At 48.6% G+C, this 19,179-nt stretch carries 23 protein-coding genes; all 23 read right to left on the reverse strand.

All coding sequences use genetic code 11. The features are described from left to right. Positions 1-36: 36 nt before the first annotated feature. The 23 genes from hemB to ELZ47_RS09445 all read right to left on the reverse strand — a co-directional run bounded on the left by hemB (position 37) and on the right by ELZ47_RS09445 (position 19,176). Positions 37-1,008, reverse strand: coding sequence for a porphobilinogen synthase (hemB, locus tag ELZ47_RS09335; RefSeq protein ID WP_126435880.1), 972 nt, complete (start codon positions 1,006-1,008; stop codon positions 37-39). Continuing rightward, entirely contained in the window at positions 995-1,720 is a 726-nt protein-coding gene (locus tag ELZ47_RS09340; protein ID WP_126435881.1) for a uroporphyrinogen-III synthase, read from the reverse strand. The genes hemB and ELZ47_RS09340 overlap by 14 nt, the downstream gene beginning before the upstream one ends. Then, positions 1,705-2,625 (reverse strand): hydroxymethylbilane synthase, encoded by a 921-nt coding sequence (hemC, locus tag ELZ47_RS09345; RefSeq protein ID WP_126435882.1) that lies wholly within the window; start codon positions 2,623-2,625, stop codon positions 1,705-1,707. The genes ELZ47_RS09340 and hemC overlap by 16 nt, the downstream gene beginning before the upstream one ends. Further along, positions 2,612-3,865: a glutamyl-tRNA reductase gene (gene hemA, locus ELZ47_RS09350; RefSeq protein WP_126435883.1), complete on the reverse strand. Its 1,254-nt coding sequence runs from the start codon at positions 3,863-3,865 to the stop codon at positions 2,612-2,614. Before hemA ends, hemC begins: the two co-directional genes overlap by 14 nt. A 15-nt stretch (positions 3,866-3,880) precedes the next feature. Further along, positions 3,881-4,312 carry a precorrin-2 dehydrogenase/sirohydrochlorin ferrochelatase family protein gene (locus ELZ47_RS09355; RefSeq protein WP_126435884.1) on the reverse strand — a complete coding sequence of 144 codons (432 nt, stop codon included), beginning with the start codon at positions 4,310-4,312 and terminating at the stop codon, positions 3,881-3,883. Between the two features lie 11 nt (positions 4,313-4,323). Beyond that, complete coding sequence (locus tag ELZ47_RS09360; protein WP_002919585.1) at positions 4,324-4,899, reverse strand: cob(I)yrinic acid a,c-diamide adenosyltransferase; 576 nt, start codon at positions 4,897-4,899, stop codon at positions 4,324-4,326. Further along, on the reverse strand, positions 4,896-6,395 hold the full coding sequence (locus tag ELZ47_RS09365; RefSeq protein WP_126435885.1) for a cobyric acid synthase: 1,500 nt from the start codon (positions 6,393-6,395) through the stop codon (positions 4,896-4,898). The genes ELZ47_RS09360 and ELZ47_RS09365 overlap by 4 nt, the downstream gene beginning before the upstream one ends. After that, entirely contained in the window at positions 6,380-7,195 is an 816-nt protein-coding gene (locus tag ELZ47_RS09370) for an energy-coupling factor ABC transporter ATP-binding protein (RefSeq protein ID WP_048772443.1), read from the reverse strand. The genes ELZ47_RS09365 and ELZ47_RS09370 overlap by 16 nt, the downstream gene beginning before the upstream one ends. Positions 7,196-7,257: 62 nt before the next feature. Next, entirely contained in the window at positions 7,258-7,932 is a 675-nt protein-coding gene (locus ELZ47_RS09375; protein ID WP_032908916.1) for a CbiQ family ECF transporter T component, read from the reverse strand. A gap of 117 nt (positions 7,933-8,049) precedes the next feature. After that, positions 8,050-8,355, reverse strand: coding sequence for an energy-coupling factor ABC transporter substrate-binding protein (locus tag ELZ47_RS09380; RefSeq protein ID WP_002917642.1), 306 nt, complete (start codon positions 8,353-8,355; stop codon positions 8,050-8,052). Beyond that, positions 8,352-9,086, reverse strand: a complete 735-nt coding sequence (locus ELZ47_RS09385) for an energy-coupling factor ABC transporter permease (protein WP_002898257.1) — start codon at positions 9,084-9,086, stop codon at positions 8,352-8,354. Before ELZ47_RS09385 ends, ELZ47_RS09380 begins: the two co-directional genes overlap by 4 nt. A gap of 69 nt (positions 9,087-9,155) precedes the next feature. Beyond that, complete coding sequence (locus ELZ47_RS09390) at positions 9,156-9,857, reverse strand: cobalt-factor II C(20)-methyltransferase (RefSeq protein WP_002910536.1); 702 nt, start codon at positions 9,855-9,857, stop codon at positions 9,156-9,158. 9 nt (positions 9,858-9,866) lie between these two features. Beyond that, the gene (locus ELZ47_RS09395; RefSeq protein ID WP_126435886.1) at positions 9,867-10,634 is read right to left on the reverse strand and encodes a sirohydrochlorin cobaltochelatase; all 768 of its coding nucleotides are present in this window, start codon (positions 10,632-10,634) and stop codon (positions 9,867-9,869) included. Positions 10,635-10,647: 13 nt separating this feature from the next. Then, positions 10,648-12,087: a uroporphyrinogen-III C-methyltransferase gene (gene cobA, locus ELZ47_RS09400; protein WP_126435887.1), complete on the reverse strand. Its 1,440-nt coding sequence runs from the start codon at positions 12,085-12,087 to the stop codon at positions 10,648-10,650. Positions 12,088-12,105: 18 nt separating this feature from the next. Beyond that, positions 12,106-12,855: a precorrin-6A reductase gene (gene cobK, locus ELZ47_RS09405; RefSeq protein ID WP_002919592.1), complete on the reverse strand. Its 750-nt coding sequence runs from the start codon at positions 12,853-12,855 to the stop codon at positions 12,106-12,108. Next, positions 12,852-13,577, reverse strand: a complete 726-nt coding sequence (cobJ, locus tag ELZ47_RS09410; protein WP_002910545.1) for a precorrin-3B C(17)-methyltransferase — start codon at positions 13,575-13,577, stop codon at positions 12,852-12,854. The genes cobK and cobJ overlap by 4 nt, the downstream gene beginning before the upstream one ends. Before the next feature lie 80 nt (positions 13,578-13,657). Further along, positions 13,658-14,719, reverse strand: coding sequence for a cobalt-precorrin 5A hydrolase (cbiG, locus tag ELZ47_RS09415; protein WP_164549603.1), 1,062 nt, complete (start codon positions 14,717-14,719; stop codon positions 13,658-13,660). After that, a complete protein-coding gene (locus ELZ47_RS09420; RefSeq protein WP_126435889.1) occupies positions 14,709-15,482 on the reverse strand; it encodes a cobalt-precorrin-4 methyltransferase in 774 nt (257 codons plus the stop codon). The genes cbiG and ELZ47_RS09420 overlap by 11 nt, the downstream gene beginning before the upstream one ends. After that, a complete protein-coding gene (locus ELZ47_RS09425) occupies positions 15,482-16,051 on the reverse strand; it encodes a decarboxylating cobalt-precorrin-6B (C(15))-methyltransferase (protein WP_126435890.1) in 570 nt (189 codons plus the stop codon). The genes ELZ47_RS09420 and ELZ47_RS09425 overlap by 1 nt, the downstream gene beginning before the upstream one ends. Beyond that, the gene (locus ELZ47_RS09430; protein ID WP_002929324.1) at positions 16,023-16,655 is read right to left on the reverse strand and encodes a cobalt-precorrin-7 (C(5))-methyltransferase; all 633 of its coding nucleotides are present in this window, start codon (positions 16,653-16,655) and stop codon (positions 16,023-16,025) included. The genes ELZ47_RS09425 and ELZ47_RS09430 overlap by 29 nt, the downstream gene beginning before the upstream one ends. Continuing rightward, positions 16,646-17,773 (reverse strand): cobalt-precorrin-5B (C(1))-methyltransferase CbiD, encoded by a 1,128-nt coding sequence (gene cbiD / locus ELZ47_RS09435; protein ID WP_126435891.1) that lies wholly within the window; start codon positions 17,771-17,773, stop codon positions 16,646-16,648. The genes ELZ47_RS09430 and cbiD overlap by 10 nt, the downstream gene beginning before the upstream one ends. After that, on the reverse strand, positions 17,773-18,477 hold the full coding sequence (locus ELZ47_RS09440; protein ID WP_126435892.1) for a cobalt-precorrin-8 methylmutase: 705 nt from the start codon (positions 18,475-18,477) through the stop codon (positions 17,773-17,775). The genes cbiD and ELZ47_RS09440 overlap by 1 nt, the downstream gene beginning before the upstream one ends. Further along, complete coding sequence (locus ELZ47_RS09445; protein ID WP_126435893.1) at positions 18,478-19,176, reverse strand: cobalt-precorrin-8 methylmutase; 699 nt, start codon at positions 19,174-19,176, stop codon at positions 18,478-18,480. Positions 19,177-19,179 lie beyond the last annotated feature (3 nt).

Consider the following 19,179-nt stretch of genomic DNA (forward strand, 5'->3'; position numbering starts at 1 on the left):
CTCCTTATCTAGAAAACTGCTGATTTTCCACAGTCTCTATCCTTCTTTCAGATAGCCGGCCGCATCCTTGGCAAAATAAGTGATAATCAAGTCTGCACCAGCCCGCTTCATACTGGTCAAAGTTTCCATAACAATAGCTTTTTCATTGATCCAGCCCTGCTGAGCTGCTGCCTTGACCATGGCGTATTCTCCACTGACATTATAGGTCACCAAAGGCAGCCGGGTTTCCTGGCGCAGCTCTCTGAGGATATCCAGAAAGGCCAGAGCCGGCTTAACCATGAGAAAGTCTGCTCCCTGCTCCTCATCGCTCTTGGCTTCTCTCAAAGCCTCCAAGCGATTGGCCGGATCCATCTGATAGGCCTTGCGGTTGCCAAAGGCCGGAGCACTCTCACCTGCATCTCGGAAAGGTCCATAAAAGCTAGAGGCAAACTTAATCGCATAGGACATGATGGGAATCTCTTCAAAGCCCGCCGCATCAAGCCCCTGACGAATAGCCGCCACAAAACCGTCCATGGCATTGGAAGGCGCAATGACATCTGCTCCAGCCCTGGCTTGGCTGACAGCAACTTCTGTCAGTCTAGTCAGAGACAGATCATTGTCCACTTCCTCCCCTCGCAAAATGCCGCAATGGCCGTGACTGGTAAACTCACAGAGACAGGTGTCTGCAATGACGACCGTCTCAGAGAAATGTTTCTTGATCAGACGGATAGCTTCTTGGACAATTCCATTTTCAGCTGAAGCCTGACTGCCTATTTCGTCCTTTTCTGATGGAATGCCAAAGACGATAAAAGCCCGAATGCCCAAGTCTACACATTCCTGAACTTCTGGCAGCAAATCCTCGAGTGAGAACTGATAAACTCCCGGCATAGAAGCTACCTCTTGCTTTTCAGTTAGACCTTCCTTGATAAATAAGGGCTGGATAAAGTCATCCACAGACAGCTTGGTTTCTCGAACCAACTGCCGCAGACCGCTGCTTCTCCTCAGTCTGCGATGTCTATAAAATTCCATGCTTCTTCTCTTCTTTCTTGATTATTTCCTTGACCATTTCTTCAAGAGAAGGACTCTGGGGCTGGTAGTCTACCCCATAGCCGGACTCCTTGACTGCCTGAGCCGTTGTCTGGCCAATGACTGCAATCTGATGGCTGGTCGCTAGATGGGGCTTAATAGCACAAAAACTCTGCCAAGCCGACGGACTGGCAAAGGTCCAAATCACATCCTTCTGGGACAGATAGGTCTCGAGCTGGTCTTGACCAGCAGGATTTGAGGTCGTTTCGTACATAGGCCAAGCCCAGACCTCATGACCTGCTTCTTTTAATTTCTCGGCCAGACTGGGATTGGACAGGCTGCTCTGGGGCAGCAAAATCTTCTGCGTCGGCAGAGCTAAATCCAGCCACTCCTGAATAAAGTCAAGACCATAGTGGCTGCTGGCCTGAAAATCACAGACTCGGCCTAGCTTGTTCAGCGCCTGACTGGTCTGCGGCCCAATGGTCGCAATCTGGTAGTCAGCTTTCAAATAGGGACTGAAAGCCTCCACTGCGACAGCACTGGTAAAAAAGACCCAGTCGGCTTCTGACAGAATTGCTTGGACAGCTTCAGGCAAAGGTAAAGACTGACAGCGAATGAGAGGGACATGATGCGTCTCAAACCCAGCCCGTCTGATCTTTTCTAGCCAAGTAGAGTCTGGCGCCTGCTCTCTGGTAAAGATTATTTTTTTAACCATGGCATTCCTACTGCTCCCTTATCGGCTAACTGGCGCACAGCCTGCTCTGCCAATTGCTGGCCATCCTGCCCCTGCAGGCTGACAAAGACACATTGGCCGTCCTCCTTGGCCAGCATGGCCTCTAGCTGATAGTCCTGACCGTTTTTCTGGGCCAAAGCAGCGATAGGGAAGGTGCAATCTGCATTCATCTGAGCCAAAACTGCCCGCTCAACTGCCACTTCAGCAGCTGTCTTCTCATCCTGAACAGCCGCCAAGAGACTCCGCAGTTCCTCATCCTCTTCCCGGCATTCCACTGCCAAAGCGCCCTGAGAGATAGCTGGCAGGCAAAGACTGGTTTCTAAAGGCTGAAGGTGAAGACGGCTTTGGTCCAGCCAGCCCAAACGTTTAAGTCCAGCCATAGCCAAGACAATCGCATCGTATTCACCTTCTTCCAGCTTCTTGATGCGTGTATCAATATTGCCTCGCAGTGGCTTAAAAGCCAAATCCGGTCTCTGAGCCTGCAACTGAACTTGTCGGCGAATGCTGCTGGTTCCTATCAGAGCACCCTCAGGCAGGTCCGCCAGCGTCTGGCCAGCTTGACGGAAAATCAAGCAATCCCGGACATCTTCTCGCTGACTAATCGCACCGAGCGCACAACCCTCAGCTAGTTTAGCCGGCATGTCCTTGAGACTGTGGACCGCCATATCAATCTCACCAGCCAAGAGAGCCCGCTCGATTTCCTTGACAAAGACTCCCTTGCCGCCAATTTCCTGGAGGCTGACATGGGTCAAACGATCTCCCTTTGTAGTATAGGGAACAAGGACAAAGTCCCGCTCTGGATGGAGCGCCTTGATCTGGTCCACTAACTGTTGGGTCTGGGTCATGGCCAGCTTACTCTTGCGGGTTCCTACCTTAATGACCTTCATCTTTTCCCCTTTCTCTGTGCAAGCCAAATATCTTGGCAATCAAGGCAATGTCATAGTCTGAATGCTCTCCGACTGACAGCTCTTTGAGCTGCAAGATTGGCTCCTTCAAGACTTGGTTGATAATACTCTTCATGTGCTTGGAAATCTGCTTCTGCTCACGCTCGGTCAAATCCGGAATCTTACGATTAAGGCTTTCCATGGCCGAAGCTTGAGCTTCCAAAGCCTTATCCCTGATTTCCTGAATCAGAGGAATAATACCCAGCTGCTGACGCCAGTCAGCAAACTTGACCAGCTCCTCATCAATCTCCAAAGCAATTCGACCGGCAATCTCCTGCCGTTCTGCCTTATATTGCTCCAGTTGATTGGTTAGATTTTCGATATTATAGAGCTTCAGAGACGAGCTCGGATGGCAGGAACGAGGCAGACAGAGGTCAAACACGACCGCATCCGCCTTAAGCATGGAGGGAAAGATAATGTATTCTTCCGTTTTAACCGCTGAAAAGACCACATCCGCATCCGCCAGCACTGCTGCTAGCTCATCCCATCCATGGGCAGATACCCTGTCTTCTGTCAGAAATGCTTGGGCCTTGCTAACCGTCCGATTGAGCAGCATGATGGATTTGAATGGGCGCTGTAAGGCATACTTAGTCACTAGCTGACCAATCTCTCCCAAACCAATAACAGCTACCTTTTTAGTGATGTAATCCAGCCCCAGTCGGTCCAATTCTTGAATAGCCGTCAGTCCGATGGAAATGGGCCGATCATTAATCCGATAAGAATCATGCATGCGCTTAGCAAAGGTCAGCGCCTGCTTGAAAGCCTGATTGAGAACAATTCCAGTCGTACCAGCATCTTGCGCTGTCAAGAAAGCCTGCTTGAGCTGGCCCAAGACCTGACTTTCACCGACAATCTTGGATTCCAATCCGATAGAGACCCGCAGCAGATGCCGCAAGGCCTCATCCCCCTCACGAAAGACTAAATACTCTTCCAGCTCCTTAACAGGAATTTGAAACCAGTCCGCCAAAAAATGCTTGGAATAGTAGCGGCCAGTGTGCAGCTGGTCCACCACCAGATAGAGCTCGGTCCGATTGCAGGTGGACAGGATGATATTTTCCAAGATACTTTTTTCTCTTTTCAGGAGCTTTAGAGCTTTCAGCTTATCCTGATCTGAAAAGTGCGTTTTTTCCAAAATTGTCAGCGGCGTTTCCCGATGGGTCAAACCCACATATAATAGGTGCATACTTCTTTCCTTCTTTTAAAGTTGGTCTAAAATTGCTTCTATCTTCTTGCGAATCTCCTTGGAGCGACTAGGCGAGAGACCATTGGTCGAGATCATGACAGATACGTCCTTCTTTCGCGCAATGGCTACATTATAAAAGTCAGAGAAGGTCTTGTCGCCCGTATTGTTGACCAGCTGACTGGGTGCCGCCTCCTCCATAATCTGACGGTTGACTTCCTCCTGATCTGTACAGGCAAAGACCAGCTTCGCACCTTCCAAATCACCTGTCTGGTAGGGTCTAGCTAGCCACTGAATTTCCGCCTGAGGAATGTCAGTATGCAGAGTCGGACTGACCACCGTCACAGCAGCCTGCTCAGTCAACAGGGTCTTAATCTTCCGCGCTGCGACCTTGCCGCCTCCCACTACCACGACTTTCTTCTCTCTGATATTAATCATGACTGGATACATGCTAGCTTCTCCTATTTCTTTTCCCGAAAGATTTTCGCGCTGCGTTTGTAGACTGTATCCGGCTCCTCTAGACGATCATTGACCAAGCGAGCCAGCACAAAAAAGTAATCCGATAGGCGGTTGATATAGATCAATCCTACCTCATTGACCGCTTCTTCTGCCTCTATAACAGCTACCATGCGCCGCTCTAAGCGTCTGGTCATGGTTCGGGCCACATGTAGAAGACTCGCAATCCTATGGCCACCCGGAATGATAAAGCGGTCGATTTTCGGAGGAATATGCATATATTCATCCATCCGCTCCTCCAGCCAGCTGACATTAGCTGGCTCTTGCTTGTAGGGACGCAATTCCCTCGGTGTCGCCAAGTCGCTGCCACAGTCAAAGAGATGCTGCTGGATTTCCTCGCATTCCAGACGTAGGTCATCCAAGATGGGATAGTCACGCATCTCAGATACGACATAGCCTAGATGAGAGCATAGCTCATCCATCGTTCCATAAGCTTCGACCCGAATATGAGTCTTGGATACTCGATCCCCACCGTAGAGCCGTGTAAAGCCCTTGTCTCCGTATTTCGTATAAATTCTCATTTTTCTTCTCTGTTGATGATTTGATAAATCTGCTCCATATCCAAAGACTGGCGCAGGACGTCTGCCAACTTATCATACTCTCTGTCTTTAAAGTCTTTGATACTGACAAGCCGGTCCTCTAGCGGTTCTAAGCCTTTAGCCAGACGAAGTTCATTTAGATACTGACGAGTCCATTCTAGATTGTCAAAAACCCCATGAAGGTAGGTCCCTTGCACCTGCCCGCCATAAGCCACAGCTCCATCCAGACGCTCGGCTGCTTCACCATTTTGCTCCTTGATGATGGAGAATGGCTCCAGACTATCCGCAAGCTGGGTTTCCCCCATGTGAATCTCGTAGCCCTCTAGCTCTTGCCCCTCATGCAGGGCTCTGACCTGAGTCGTCCGCTTGACCGGCTGAAGCACCGTCTCTGTCTCTAAAATACCCAGCCCGCTAATCTCCTCTAAGTCAGACTCTAGGTGCAGCGGATCGCTAATCTTCTGCCCCAGCAGCTGATAGCCGCCGCAGATACCAAAGATTCGCACGCCCTGCTCTAGACACTCGAGAATTTCGGCTTCAAGACCAGACTCTCGCAGGTAGTTCATGTCTTCGATGGTGTTTTTACTGCCCGGCAAAATCAAGAGATCCGGCCGACCAATCGCATCACCAGGCTGAACATAGCGAACAGAAACATCCGGCTGGATTTCAAGACTATGAAAATCCGTAAAGTTGGACAGGCGCTTGAGGCTGACAACTGCGATATCCAGACTCTTTCTGCTATCAAAGCGCCGGCTCTTCTGCACCAGTGCGACACTGTCTTCGCTGTCAATATCCAGCTGGGCATAAGGCACGACTCCGATAACCGGCACCTGAGTCAGCTCTTCAATCATATCAATACCAGACTGCAGCAAGGCCACATCGCCACGGAATTTATTGATAATAACCCCCTTGATCCGCTTGCGGTCCTCAGGCGGCATGAGCTCAATCGTTCCGTAGATAGAGGCAAAGACGCCTCCCTTATCAATATCCGCCACTAAAATCACTGGCGCATCGACCAGCTTGGCCATGCCCATATTGACAATGTCTCGATCATTGAGATTGATTTCAGCTGGACTGCCAGCACCCTCAATGACGATGATATCATTCTCAGCGCCCAGCTCCTCATAGACTTCCTTAATCTTAGGCAGGAGCTGCTGCTTGTATTCATGGTATTCGACGGCATCCATATCCCGCAGTACACGGCCTAAAAAGACGACCTGGGACTTGCGGTCAGATGTTGGCTTGAGCAGAACTGGATTCATGCGGACATCCGGCTCTTTACCAGCTGCCTCAGCCTGAACAACCTGAGCCCGGCCCATTTCATCTCCTTTTTTGGTGATAAAGGAATTAAGCGCCATATTCTGCGACTTAAAAGGCACCACTTCTAGGCCATCCTGCTTGAAAATCCGACAGAGGCCCGCCGCAATAATGCTCTTCCCAGCATCTGAGGCAGTCCCCTGTACCATCAATGATTTGACCATGTTCCATTTCCTCCTAGCTGCTCAAAGAAAGCTGCTTCATTTTCTGCCAGTGGCGTCTGGATAGTCTGATGAAGCTTGACAATCCAAGGTACAGCCAAGCCTGCCTCTACTAGCAGATCTCCCTGCTGGAAGAAATCAAACTTGCTGCCCTGTGCGATCAAATGCCCCTTCTCCAGTAGGTAGGCATAGTCACAGCAGTCATACATCAGATCCATGTCATGGCTGGATACGATGATGTTGGTTCCAGCCTGGACCAGCTTTTTCATGGTCGCTGCCATCTGGTCCCGCCCTTTTGGATCCAGTCCTGCCGTAGGCTCATCCAGCAGCAGATACTTGGGCTGCAGGGCCAGCATGCCAGCAATAGCCACCCGCTTTTTCTGGCCGTAGCTCAAATACTGCAAGGGTCTGTCCTGCAGATGGGAAATGTCCATCATCTCTAAAGCCGTCGCGACTCTGCTTGCTATCTCGTCTTCTTCATAGCCTAAGTTTTCCAAGGCCATACCAATATCGTCCTTCACAATGGTATAAAAGAGCTGCTGCTCTGGATTCTGAAAGACCATATTGACATGCTGCCGATACTGAAACAAGGCCTTCTTAGAGTCGCCCACAGGCTGACCATCATATAAAATGCTGCCCTTCTGCGGTTTGAGCAGGCGGGTGATAATTTTCATGATGGTAGACTTACCTGAGCCGTTAACTCCTAGAATGCCGGTAATCCGGCCTTCTTCGAAGTCCATAGAAATATCGTGCAGCGTTGGATTTTCGTCATACGCAAAAGAAATATTCTTCACTTGTAACATCTGAGTTTCCTATCTACTTTCCATTATAGTATAAAAGCAGTCTTCTTGTAAATGCGCTTTCATTATTCACTGTGCTCTGCATCAAATCTTAGCGTCAGCACCTCATTTAAATGCTGATTATCATCCAGCAGTTTGACAAAGAGAGTATTGGCTAATCTGCCCCAAGCCTGGTGTTGCTTCCTTTTATTGTAAAAGGAGAATTTCAAGTCCAAGGTATCCCGAATGGTCACAAACTCATAGAAGACCAGGAAAATAAAGCGATACATGAGGACGATTAAGTCTAGTAGTACCCGTGGCACGTGCATGGCTTTAAAAAGCCGCAGCATCTGAGCAAAAGGTACCGTCAGAACAAAGAAATAAGTCGAAACCAAGGATGAATAGATGCGCAGGAGGATAAAAATGGTCTGCTGAACAGAGGATTGGCTGATGCCCAGATAACCCTGACCTAAAGGCAAGGCCAGCAAGAGCTGTTCCTGATTATTCTGATAGGTCAAGACAAAGGTCAAGAGACTAATCAGAATAAAAATACTGGCGTGCAGATACCACTTTAGATAGCGCAACCACGGAAGCCGAGCTAGATAGCAAGTCAGAGGCGCCACCAAGACAATGAGCCCTAGCTGCAGACTCCTGACACCAGAAAAACTGACAGCTAACAAGAGTACATAGATGACAAATTTATAAGCAACCGGCAGATTTTTCAACCGGTTTTGATAGGCGTATTTATCAATCGCAAACATGAGGTAGCTCTCCTTTCTAGCTATGTTTTGCAATACCTCCCAGCACAGAGCAACTCCGGTCCAAGACAAGCTGAATCGCTATCAAGAACCAGAGCTCGCTCTTACTGTTGAAGGCTTTTATTTATGTTCAGAAACTTCCTTTTGTTGGCCTTGTTTTTTCCCTTTGTGGTAGCCAATGACATAGAAGATGATCCCCGCTCCGATACTGCCTTGCAGGGTAAAGAGCAGACTCTCTACTTCCGGACCTGCTGGCTCAAAAATCGGTGAAAACCAAGGCTCGTAGTCTTTTTGGATAGTGCTAATGGTTTTTTCAGCAGCGTCATCTGTTCCACTGTATTCCACACCCTTAGGGGCAAAGATAAAGGCAGCTAGAGTGACTGCTACTGCAGCCAAGATTAAGATGATATTCTTATATTTTTTCATTTGAACAGACCTGCTCTTTCTTTGATATTTTCTGAGATCAAGTTATAGAGGACAACTGTCAGCAATCCTTCTACGATAGCAATCGGGATTTGAGTGGTCAAGAAGACACCCATGAATTTCAATGCAGAACCAACAAAACCGCTGTTAGCATCTGGGAAGACTAAACCGAGCTGGATAGAAGTTGTCGCATAAGTCGCCAAGTCCGCAATCACCGCACAGATAAAGATAGATACCGGTGTAGACAGCTTGATGGATTTAGCAAACTTATAGACAAAATAACCGACAAATGGACCAACCACTGCCATTGAGAATGCATTGGCACCCAGAGTAGTCAAGCCGCCGTGAGCCAAGAGGAGGGCTTGGAAGAGCAAACAGATGGTTCCCAAAACGCTGATAACGGACGGACCAAACATAGCTGTCCCCAGACCAACCCCAGTCGGATGCGAGCTAGATCCTGTAACAGACGGAATCTTCAAAGAAGACAGGATAAAGATAAAGGCACCGGACAAGGCCAGCATGGTCTTGGAATTTGGATCCTCTGCAACGATTTTCTTGATGCGCATCAAGCCGACCACAAAGAAAGGCAGGAATACGGCGAACCAGAAGATACACCAAAAGAGTGGAAGATAGCCTTCCATGATATGCATAGCTGACACAGACTGGGTACTCAGTACCGCCAAAATAGCCAACAAGGCCACAAAAGTTACTTTTTTATTTTTCAATAGTTTCATATTTTTTTCCTTTACTAAGAACCTAAGCTCAAAAGGATGAATGTTTATCCATGAACATGGGTTCTGATATTAAAAAATCTTCTTTTTCACGAGGAAGGTAGTAAAATAAGGCAGCTTGGTTTCTGGTGTGATTCCCTCGAGGCCCAGCAGGGTCTGCTGCTTATCCGTCGAAGAATTGCTAACCATAAAAGTCTGCTGCAAGAGACCGAGCTTTTCGAGCAGGGGCAGGACGGTATCTAGGTGATTAGCCACCTTCATGATCACAATCGAGTCATGCAGCTCAAGCGCCGCCTCGATCTTCTCAGCTGAAGCCGTAGCTGGCATGACCGCTAGAGACTCCTCATCCATGGTCAGGGGCTGACCTAGCTCAGAAGCCATGCTGCAGAAAGAGGTGATACCAGGGATGGTCTGACAGTCGATTTCCTTTTCCAGCAGGGCCAGCAGATAGCTGTAAGTACTATAGACCATGGGGTCACCCAGTGTGATAAAGCCGACATTCTTGCCAGACTTGACATCCTCTGCGATTTCAGCAGAGATGGCCTGCCACTGGACTTCTTTGGTCGAATTGGAACGAACCATAGGGAAATGCCGCTGTTTGATTTCCAGATGCTCTTTCAGGTAGGGCTCTGCAATGCCTAATGCAAAGCTCTTACTCCCTTTCTTAGCCTCAGGTGTATAGAGAATATCTAAGTCTTCCAAAAGCCGACTGGCCTTGATAGTCACTAGCTCGCTATCACCCGGTCCCACACCAATTCCGTAAAATTTTGCCATGCCTTCCTCCTATTCGATGATTTCTTCTAAGTGCTGGATGTAGAGCTGCTGAACCTTAGGATATTCGCCCAGACCGACCAGATGGGCCTTGACCTCATATCCCCGCTCCTTGAAGAAGTGATACCAAGAACCTTCCTCATCTGAGCTCATATCATTGGTCGCATGGTCGCCTGCTACCAGCATGAAGGGTGCTAGATGAACTTCTCGGACACCTTCTTTCTTCAGTTCCTGCTCAATCAGCTCAACCGGAGGATAGCTTTCTACACATCCGATATAGACTGAGTTTCCCTTCATCATATGATCCAAGGCCGCATAAGCTGTAAAGGCATAATGCTGACTGCCATGCCCCATCAGAACGGTTGCTGCATCATGACCTTTATGGCCATACCGTTCCAGCAGAATATCCTTGACAGCCTCATAGTCTTCCTGACTGTTGAGCAGAGGCTTGGCAACGACCAGCTTTTTAAAAGCTGATTCAAACTCTTTGGCTTGGGCAAGAATCTTTTCATACTCGCTGCCCAAAATGACATGGAGAGGCTGGATATAGACCTCTTCAGTGCCCGCTTCCAAGAGCTGCTCTAACACCTCTTTGACCGTAGGAATATCTAGCCCTTCCTGCTTCTTAATCCGCCGTCTAACGACATTGGAAGTAAAAGCTCGGTGGACCGGATAGTCTGGAAAATGTTCCTGAATAGCCTGCTCACAAGCCTCGATTGTTTTGCGTCTGGTCTCGGGATAGGTTGTTCCGAAACTGACAACTACTATAGCTTTACTCATGATTCACCTCCTTTCAGAGAATTTCCCGACATTTATCAAGGATGGAAGCAATCGTCGCTTCATCTGTCTCAACAATCTCGCTAAAGCCTGCTTCCTCTAAAACAGCCCGCGTGCTGGCACCCATGACAACGATAGGAACATCTGTCCAGTCAAATCCAGCTTCTTGACTAGCTGCTACAAAGTTCATGGCCGCAGCAGAGTTCGGAAGACAGACAACTTCCATCTCTGACCAATTGTCACTGCTAATCTGACTGTCAAAGGCCAGCCTGTGACTAGCAATAATCGGCAGCGAATAGAGTTCTGCCAGACTGGCTTTCTTATGCTCAGCTGTCAGAATATACCAGTTGCCGCCTTCTTTTTCCAAAGCAGCTGCAAAATCCGCATCCGACTGCTGAGGCGTCATCCGATCCAGCACAATCCCACTCGCTTCGATAGACTTGGCCGTATGATGACCAATAGCCGCAAAGCGGATGTGCGGCAGACTGCGCAAGTCTCTGCCTGCCTTGCGGAGGGCTTTCAAGAAGAGGGGCCAGCTCTGCATATCTGCAAAGAGGAGACCGTCTACCTGCTCCAAGTCCGGCAGCTGTAATTCTAACTCTTCAACCAAATCTCGAGCAGGGAAAGTGGTCAGTGCAGCTCCAGCATCCCTGAGCAAGCGAGGAAGCCTGCCAGTCTCTGACTGCTGGATGAAGATTTTCCGACCGAAAAGCGGCAGATTCTCATGGAAATTCAGCAGCTGTCTATAGGCCACGACATCACCTACCACGATGACACTCGGCGCCTTAAAGTCCTCAGCTTCTGCTAGTTCTACTATGTTACCCAAGGTTCCATCCACCGAGCGCTGTTGAGGATGGGTTCCCCATTCAACGATGGCGGCTGGCTTGTCCTTGCTATAGCCTCTAGCCGTTAGCTCTTGGACGATGGAAGGCAGATTTTTCATGCCCATGAGGAAGACCAAGGTTCCTTTGAGCTCAGAAATTGCTTCCCAATTGAGCATTTCTGTCTCATCCTTGAGATGGGCTGTAAAGACATGGAAGCTAGTCGCTACATCCCGATAAGTCATAGGAATCCCTGCATAGGTCAGACCAGCCACGGCAGAGGTGATTCCTGGCACCACTTCAAAATCCACACCAGCTTCCACCAGCTTGACTCCTTCTTCTCCGCCTCGGCCAAAGATATAGGGATCACCGCTCTTGAGGCGGACTACCCGCTTGCCCAGACGGGCTTTTTCGATAAGAATCTTTTCAATCTCTTCCTGTCGGATGCAGGGCTGGCCTGGCTTTTTGCCGACATCTATCTTTTCGCAGTCAGACTTTAGATGCTGAAAGAGCTCTTGATTGACCAAGCGGTCAAAGACCAAGACATCTGCTTCTTGAAGCCGTCTCTTTCCTTTGAGGGTCAGCAACTCCGCATCGCCAGGACCTGCTCCCAGTAATGTTACTAAACCGGACATTTTTTCTCCTTTTATTAGCTATTTTGTCAGATAAGCCTCTAGCTCTTCTAAGCTAGAAACCATCTGCGGATAGGCCACAATTGGCCGAGAGATGATAATGCAGTCCATCCCCAGCTCTTGACAGCCATCAATCTTTTCACGAATACCACCGACCGTACCGCTCTCCTTGGAAACAAAGACATCTGCTCCAGAGCGCAGCAAGAGCTCTTTATTACACTCTTTGGAAAATGGAGCCTTAATCGCATCAATCTGATCCGCTACCAGTCCCAGCTGCTCACAAGCCAGAAGCACTTCCGAAGTCGGCAGAACGCGAACCACAATCCGCTGCTCTGGCAGCCCCTTGACAAAGAGCGGCAAGGTCTTGCTGCCCGTTCCCAGATAGACTGTCTTGTAGCCGCGCTTGGCAATCTCATCAATCGCTTCTTGGGTCGAATGCACCACGATGGCTCCGCTCAAATCCAAGGTCGCCTGACGCTCAAAGCGCAGGTAAGATACACCGGCCATCTCTGCCGCCCGAATGGCTTCCTTGGAAACGATATCCGCAAAAGGATGGGTCGCATCAATGATTTCATCCACATCATTCTCTTTGATGAAGGCAACCATGTCCTCAGCTGTCAGCCGGCCCTGAATGACCGGCTGGCCGAACTTGGAAGCCAAGTGCCGGCCGTAGTCTGTGACAACAGAGCTGGTCACATCGATTTTCAAGCGGTCAAGCACTTCTAAAATAGCGGTGCTGTCGGATGTCCCTCCCAGCAGTAATTTCATCATAAAGTATATCCTCGAGGTGTGATCATGCGGCCGTTTTTAACATAAGTTTCTTTGTTACCAACGATAACAATTGTCGTCATATCTACCAATGTCTCATCCAAGTCTTTGATAGTCGTCAAGATGATTTCCTCATCCTTACGGCCAATGTCCTTACCGATACCGACAATAGTATCCTCTGACTTGTACTCAGACATGATAGAAAGTGCTTTTGCCAGATGGTCTGGACGTCCCTTACTCCGAGGATTGTAGAGACAGACAACAAAGTCACCTTGAGCTGCGGCATGCAGACGCTTCTCAATCATTTCCCAAGGCGTCATCAAGTCACTCAGACTGATGTGACAGAAGTCGTTCATGAGGGGAGCACCCATAGCAGCAGCGGCACCCAGACTAGCTGTAATACCTGGAACCACCTTAACTTCTACATCACTGGCATCTCCCAGCAATTCTAAAATCAAGCCGGCCATTCCATAGACTCCGGCATCTCCACTGGAAACAACTCCGACATTTTTGCCAGTCTCTCTAGCCAAATCAATAGCCTTTTGACAACGGTCGATTTCCTGACGCATACCATTCGCTACGAGCTCCTTGTCCTTGACCAAATCAAGAATCAATCGCATATAAGTCGAGTAGCCGACGATAATTTCACAATCGGCTATAGCAGCCAATGCTTCTTGTGACATCAATTCTTCTTTACCTGGGCCTAATCCGATAACGTATAACATATATTTTTTCTCCTTTATGGGTATGATAAATTTTTATAAGGGCAGTTGGTTCATAGGACCATCTGCTTTTTCCTTTTGATTTACTTTTTGGTTATTGCTTTTGCAAGCGCATAGGTACAGCCGTTCTTGGCAAAGCGCTCTGTCAGGACTTGACCCTGACTGGCCAGATCTGCGCTGGCCAAGGCGACACTGCCGACTCCGACTGTCTTTTTGACAAAATCTGACTGAGGATAGCGGTCTGCTACAACAGACAGCTCTTCCTTACTAAAGGTCTCAAAGGGACAGCCCAATTCCTCGGCCAAGGCCAGAATGGCTGCTTCATCTTTCTTGACATCAATGCTGACGATTTTGGAAATCTCGCTGGCAGAAATCCCCTGCTGCTGACAAAATTCCTCAAAGCCTTCTCGGAAGACAGCAGGAGACACATCCTTTCTCGCTCCAACTCCTAAGATATAGGGTTGAGGATAGATGAGAGCCAGATTGTCTCTTTGAAGGTCCTTTTTTTCTGTAGTCAGCAGAATCAGCGGGTCTGTTCCCTTGAGAACAGCCGCAAGTTCTTCCTCATTCACAAGAGTTAGGCCACGAAGGTCAGTGACCCAATCCTTTTCCTGATAGAAATAGACTGTTCGGCCGCTGCCTAGATAGCTGTTGAAAGGTTTGATGAACTCTCTCAATTCCGACCGCCAGCCATTGACTGATTGGGCCAGATTGTCCAGAGCTGTTACATTCTGCACATCTGTCGCTGTCGTGATAACAGGATTGGAACCGAGCAATTCTGCGATGTCTAGCGTCACTTGATTGGCTCCGCCTAGATGTCCGCTCAGCAGGCTGATGACATTGGTCGCTTTCTCATCCATGACTACCACTGCTGGGTCAGTCGCCTTGTCTTTCAAGACCGGAGCAATAGCTCGCACAACTGCACCGATAGCCATGATACAAATGAGGACATCCACTTCCTGAAAGAGCTGACCAAGCGCCTCAATCACACGTCCTTCGATGGCAATGACCCTGTCATCTGCCAATCGAGGTGTCGTATAGATAGGAATTTCCTTGCCCAGCTTTTCTCGCAGAGTCAGAGCCAAGTCCTTGCCGACTGCTGTCACTGTTGCGATTGCGTAGCGGGTTTGAGAATCACTTGGCATGGCTGCTCTTCCCCCGTCTAAACTCATGCTGGAAATCCGCATGGTAGAGTTTGGAATAGTAGAATTCCTGACCTAAAAAGTCACCGACCAAAATCAAAGCTGTCTTTCTAATCTTAGCTTCCTTGACCTTCTCAGCAATATTTGTCAAATCGCCAAAGACCTTCTTTTCATCCGGCCAAGTAGCCTTGTAAATGACAGCCACAGGCGTTTCTGGAGGATAGCCACCCTCAATCAGCTCGCTGACGACCTTTTCGATGCCTTGAACGGACAGGAAGATGGCCATAGAGGTCCGATGCTGAGCATAGCTTTTCAGGGATTCCCGATCTGGCACAGGCGTCCGGCCAGCCATCCGAGTGATGATGAGGCTTTGAGAAACCTCTGGTACGGTATACTCTGCCCCGATACTGGAAGCAGCTCCCAGAAAAGAACTGACGCCCGGCGTACAGTCAAACTCAATACCCCGTTTCTTCATCTCTTCGATCTGCTCTCGAATGGAACCATAAATGGAGAAATCTCCCGTCTGCAGACGAACCACATCTTTACCAGTCTTGACGCCAGCCTCCATGACATCAATGATTTCCATCAAGTGCATGCTGGCGCTGTCGTGAATCTCAGCCCCTTCCTTACAGTAGTTGAGCAGGTCTGGATTGACCAAGGAGCCTGCGTAAATGACCACATCAGCCTCAGACAGCTGCTTGTAACCTTTGAGCGTAATCAGCTCCACATCACCTGGACCTGCTCCAACAAAATGTACTTTGGACATCAATTAGCCTCTCTTTCTTTTTTCTTACAGGAAACGATAATAGTCGGATTCTGAGGCTTGAAATAGTGCCCCTTGCCTATAGCTGTCCAGCGGCTAGCCTGAACTGAAACAATCTCTAAATCCTCCCAGTCCATCTGTTCTGCTATTTGAGCTGCTTCCAGAGCGTTTTCCAGCAGGATAAAGTTTAGAACCAAACGGCCACCTGGCTCCATGAGTTGGGCACACCAGTCGAAAATCTCCTGCATATTGCCCCCGGTTCCTCCGACAAAAATGGCATCAAAGCTGCCTTCCAGCTCAATCGGAGCCAGTCCTTGATGGAGACGGACATTGTGGCAGCCAAAGTGCTGGATATTCTCCTTCGTCAAGGCCACCGCGTCTTCATTGCGCTCCACTGCCACCACTTCCAGTTCTGGATAGGTTCGGGCTGCCTGAATCGTGACACTGCCAGTTCCAGAGCCGACATCCAGCATGCGCTTGGCCCGATGCAGCTCCAACTTATCCAAACTGATGGCTCTGACTTCTTCCTTAGTCATAGGGACTTTAGCCCTGATAAATTCCGAATCCCTCATCTAATACTACCACCACATTCATTTCATATTCTCTGTCTTCTACCTCACTCGCAGGCAGAATAGTAATGCGCTCATCTTCATAACTCAGCTGCTCGCCGATAACTAATACTTTATCCAAGCCTCTTTTAACAGCCTCTTGAGCAATCTCGTAGGGGCCAACTTTCTGATCGGTCACCATAAAGACTTTTGACAGACTCATAATCAAGTCAAAGTTAGGCGCCTTAGCATGGCTGCTAGTCAGATAAGCATCATTCATAGGCAGAGCAATCCTGCTTGCCAAATACTGCATAGCGCTGATACCCGGTGAAATGACCACGCGCCCTTTGAACTTCTCTGACAGCCACTTACCCAAGCCGTAAATCAGCGGATCGCCTGAGGCCAGATATAGAATTTCTTCATCCTCACCAAAACTCTCCAGCAATTCTGCCAGCGCGGCTAATTTTTTAGGAGGAACCAAGCCCTTATCCTTATAAGCCGGCGGCAAAATTTCCAGATGGCGTTCACTGCCCAAAATGCGGTCAGCCTTCTCAAAATAGGCTTCCTGTCCTAGAAGACCATAGCTAGGATCTCCCGGACCAATTCCGATAACATAAATCATGTCCATTCCTCCTTTATCTGCTCTAAAGGCTGAGTTGATGCCAGATAGCCTTCCTCAGTCCCAAAGACGACCACTTCAATACTGACTTCTGGCTTACGATAGCGGAGCAGGCGCTCACTTCTAGCCTTAATCTTATCCGCCAAGACCTGATAGACACCCTCATAAGAAAATTCTTTAATGGCTGTACCAGCCGCCTCGGTCGTCAAGCACTTGTCAACCTTTTCCAGCAGCTCCATGGGCGCCCCCATCAAGGCTAGATTAGCCACCAGAGTTTCCATACGGGCATCTGAGTCCTTGCTGTGGGTAGAAAAAATCCCAGCCGCCACTTTGACAAACTTGCCCATGTGTCCTATCATCAAAACCTTGGTAAATCCAATCCGCTGTACTTCTTTGAGGACATGGCCGACAAAGTTACTCATATTGACAATGCGCCCGGCTGGAATCCCCACAGTATTAGTAGCAAAATCTTCACCGTAATTCCCTGGCACCAAGACGACAGAGCGATGACCTTGATTATAGAGCATGGTCAGCTCGATCGTGATAGCCGCCTTCCAGCTTTCTTCAGACATGGGATTGACTATCCCTGTCGTTCCCAAGATTGAAATACCGCCGATAATGCCTAGTCTAGAATTGTAGGTCAGCTTGGCCGTTTCTTCTCCTCCGGGAACGGAAATGATGACCCGCGCTCCACAGTTGGGACCGATAATCTCACGGACATGCTGCTCAATCATCCGTCTAGGAGTCGGATTGATGGCTGCCATGCCGACATCGCAGGCCAGTCCCTTCTCGGTCACACGCCCGACGCCCTGACCACCGTCAATCTCGATTTCCGTCTGATCTGGTAGAAGTGTCACAGTCGAATAAATCAAGAGGCCGTGCGTTGCATCTGCATCATCGCCGCCATCTTTTTCAATGGCTGCTGTCGCCTCTTTTTCACTAAAGGAAGGATTATGGACATCCATGGTCACTTCCACACCTGAAGCCGTATGCACAGTGACCTTTTCTTCTCTTTCCTGATTTAAAATCATGCTCAAGGCTGCAACGGTCGCTGCTGTCGCACAAGTACCAGTTGTAAAGCCTTTTTTTAATTTCTTACCGTTGACATAAGCGTATTCATCCATCATCAGCCCTCTCCTTTCTCCGGAGCCTGTTTTTTATCGGAAACACTGTAACGCTCATAGTCTGTTGTGTTTAGCTTGAGCTGGTAGAGGATGGCATTGATGACCGCTGCCGCAATGGTACTGCCACCTTTTTGCCCCAGTGCCGCGATAGAAGGCACAGAACTTTCATGCAATTTGAGCTTGGATTCTGCCGCTCCGACAAAGCCGACCGGAACTCCGACAACCGCATCCGGCTGCAAGCTTCCCTCCTCGACCATATCCAAAACCTTAAAGATAGAAGTTGGAGCATTCCCAAAGACAAAGAGCTTTGGACCGTCCACTTTAGCCGAATATTCTACAGCGGCCATGGAGCGAGTAATTCCCTTTTCCTTAGCTTCCTTAAAGATTGCTGGCTCATTGACCAGACAGCGATAGGAAACACCTAGGTCATCCAGCAACTTCTTATTAAAACCGCCCAAGACCATGGTCGTATCCGTAAAAATCGTGCCCTTGTTTCGGAGGACGTAGAGAATTTTCTCAATAACCTGATTGGAAAACTTAATATTGTAAAGGTAGTCAAAGTCTGCACTGGTAAAGACCACCCGCTTGAGCACTGCCTCTTCGAAAGGATCCGAAAATTGAATATCCGGATGCTCTTGGTCAATAATTTCCTGAATCTTGCTGAAACTTGCTTCTTCAATCTTGTGCGCTGCTTTTAGATAGGACATCTAGTTCTTTCCTCCTTCTTTACTGGATGGTGTAGAGTAGCGGACATAGTCATCCGTCACCACTTCTCTCAGCTGGTAGATAATGGCATTGACAATGGCTACTACAATCGTGCTGCCGCCTTTTCTGCCGAGATTTACCAAGGCAGGAAGACCTGACTGAAGCAGTTCCTCTTTGGATTCTTCGACATTGATAAAGCCGACTGGAACCCCAATCACTGCATCCGCTTCTACCATTCCCTGCTCTGCCAGCTCAATCAGATAAGACAGAGCCGTAGGAGCACCACCGAAGGCAAATACCTTAGGACCTTCAATCTTGGCTGCTATCTCAACAGCCGCCATAGCTCTGGTAATCTGCTTTTCCTTGGCCAACGCAACCACTTCTTCATCGCTGATTAAACAGCGGTAGCTCACACCTAGCTGGTCAAGCACGCGCTTGTTAATACCGTTAAGAGAGATATTAGAGTCCAGGAGAATAGTCCCCTTAGCTCTGATTACTTCTTCTATTTTTTTAAGGACATTATGCTCAAAACGCATGGTATAGAGATAATCGAAATCTCCCGTCGTATGGATAGCCCTCTTGATAATGGATTCTTCCATTTCCGAATGGAAGACATAATCAGGATCTTTTTCAGTAATCGTAGACTGAATAATCTGAAAGCTCTTTTCCTCGATAGAGGAAGGATTTTGGATATATGTCATAGT

Source organism: Streptococcus sanguinis (assembly GCF_900635155.1).
In the GTDB taxonomy this organism is placed as follows: Bacteria; Bacillota; Bacilli; order Lactobacillales; family Streptococcaceae; genus Streptococcus; species Streptococcus sanguinis_G.

Coding starts and splice junctions, on each gene's coding strand:
- ELZ47_RS09390 (WP_002910536.1), bottom strand. CDS start 9,857: ATGGCAAAATTTTACGGAATTGGTGTGGGACCGGGTGATAGCGAGCTA.
- ELZ47_RS09425 (WP_126435890.1), bottom strand. CDS start 16,051: ATGAGGGATTCGGAATTTATCAGGGCTAAAGTCCCTATGACTAAGGAA.
- ELZ47_RS09445 (WP_126435893.1), bottom strand. CDS start 19,176: ATGACATATATCCAAAATCCTTCCTCTATCGAGGAAAAGAGCTTTCAG.
- cobA (WP_126435887.1), bottom strand. CDS start 12,087: ATGTCCGGTTTAGTAACATTACTGGGAGCAGGTCCTGGCGATGCGGAG.
- ELZ47_RS09355 (WP_126435884.1), bottom strand. CDS start 4,312: ATGTATCCAGTCATGATTAATATCAGAGAGAAGAAAGTCGTGGTAGTG.
- ELZ47_RS09365 (WP_126435885.1), bottom strand. CDS start 6,395: ATGGTCAAATCATTGATGGTACAGGGGACTGCCTCAGATGCTGGGAAG.
- ELZ47_RS09430 (WP_002929324.1), bottom strand. CDS start 16,655: ATGGACATGATTTATGTTATCGGAATTGGTCCGGGAGATCCTAGCTAT.
- ELZ47_RS09385 (WP_002898257.1), bottom strand. CDS start 9,086: ATGAAACTATTGAAAAATAAAAAAGTAACTTTTGTGGCCTTGTTGGCT.
- ELZ47_RS09340 (WP_126435881.1), bottom strand. CDS start 1,720: ATGGTTAAAAAAATAATCTTTACCAGAGAGCAGGCGCCAGACTCTACT.
- hemC (WP_126435882.1), bottom strand. CDS start 2,625: ATGAAGGTCATTAAGGTAGGAACCCGCAAGAGTAAGCTGGCCATGACC.
- cbiG (WP_164549603.1), bottom strand. CDS start 14,719: ATGCCAAGTGATTCTCAAACCCGCTACGCAATCGCAACAGTGACAGCA.
- ELZ47_RS09360 (WP_002919585.1), bottom strand. CDS start 4,899: ATGAGAATTTATACGAAATACGGAGACAAGGGCTTTACACGGCTCTAC.
- ELZ47_RS09440 (WP_126435892.1), bottom strand. CDS start 18,477: ATGTCCTATCTAAAAGCAGCGCACAAGATTGAAGAAGCAAGTTTCAGC.
- ELZ47_RS09375 (WP_032908916.1), bottom strand. CDS start 7,932: ATGTTTGCGATTGATAAATACGCCTATCAAAACCGGTTGAAAAATCTG.
- ELZ47_RS09370 (WP_048772443.1), bottom strand. CDS start 7,195: ATGTTACAAGTGAAGAATATTTCTTTTGCGTATGACGAAAATCCAACG.
- cobJ (WP_002910545.1), bottom strand. CDS start 13,577: ATGTTATACGTTATCGGATTAGGCCCAGGTAAAGAAGAATTGATGTCA.
- hemA (WP_126435883.1), bottom strand. CDS start 3,865: ATGCACCTATTATATGTGGGTTTGACCCATCGGGAAACGCCGCTGACA.
- cobK (WP_002919592.1), bottom strand. CDS start 12,855: ATGATGAAATTACTGCTGGGAGGGACATCCGACAGCACCGCTATTTTA.
- ELZ47_RS09395 (WP_126435886.1), bottom strand. CDS start 10,634: ATGAGTAAAGCTATAGTAGTTGTCAGTTTCGGAACAACCTATCCCGAG.
- cbiD (WP_126435891.1), bottom strand. CDS start 17,773: ATGATGGATGAATACGCTTATGTCAACGGTAAGAAATTAAAAAAAGGC.
- ELZ47_RS09380 (WP_002917642.1), bottom strand. CDS start 8,355: ATGAAAAAATATAAGAATATCATCTTAATCTTGGCTGCAGTAGCAGTC.
- ELZ47_RS09420 (WP_126435889.1), bottom strand. CDS start 15,482: ATGTCCAAAGTACATTTTGTTGGAGCAGGTCCAGGTGATGTGGAGCTG.
- hemB (WP_126435880.1), bottom strand. CDS start 1,008: ATGGAATTTTATAGACATCGCAGACTGAGGAGAAGCAGCGGTCTGCGG.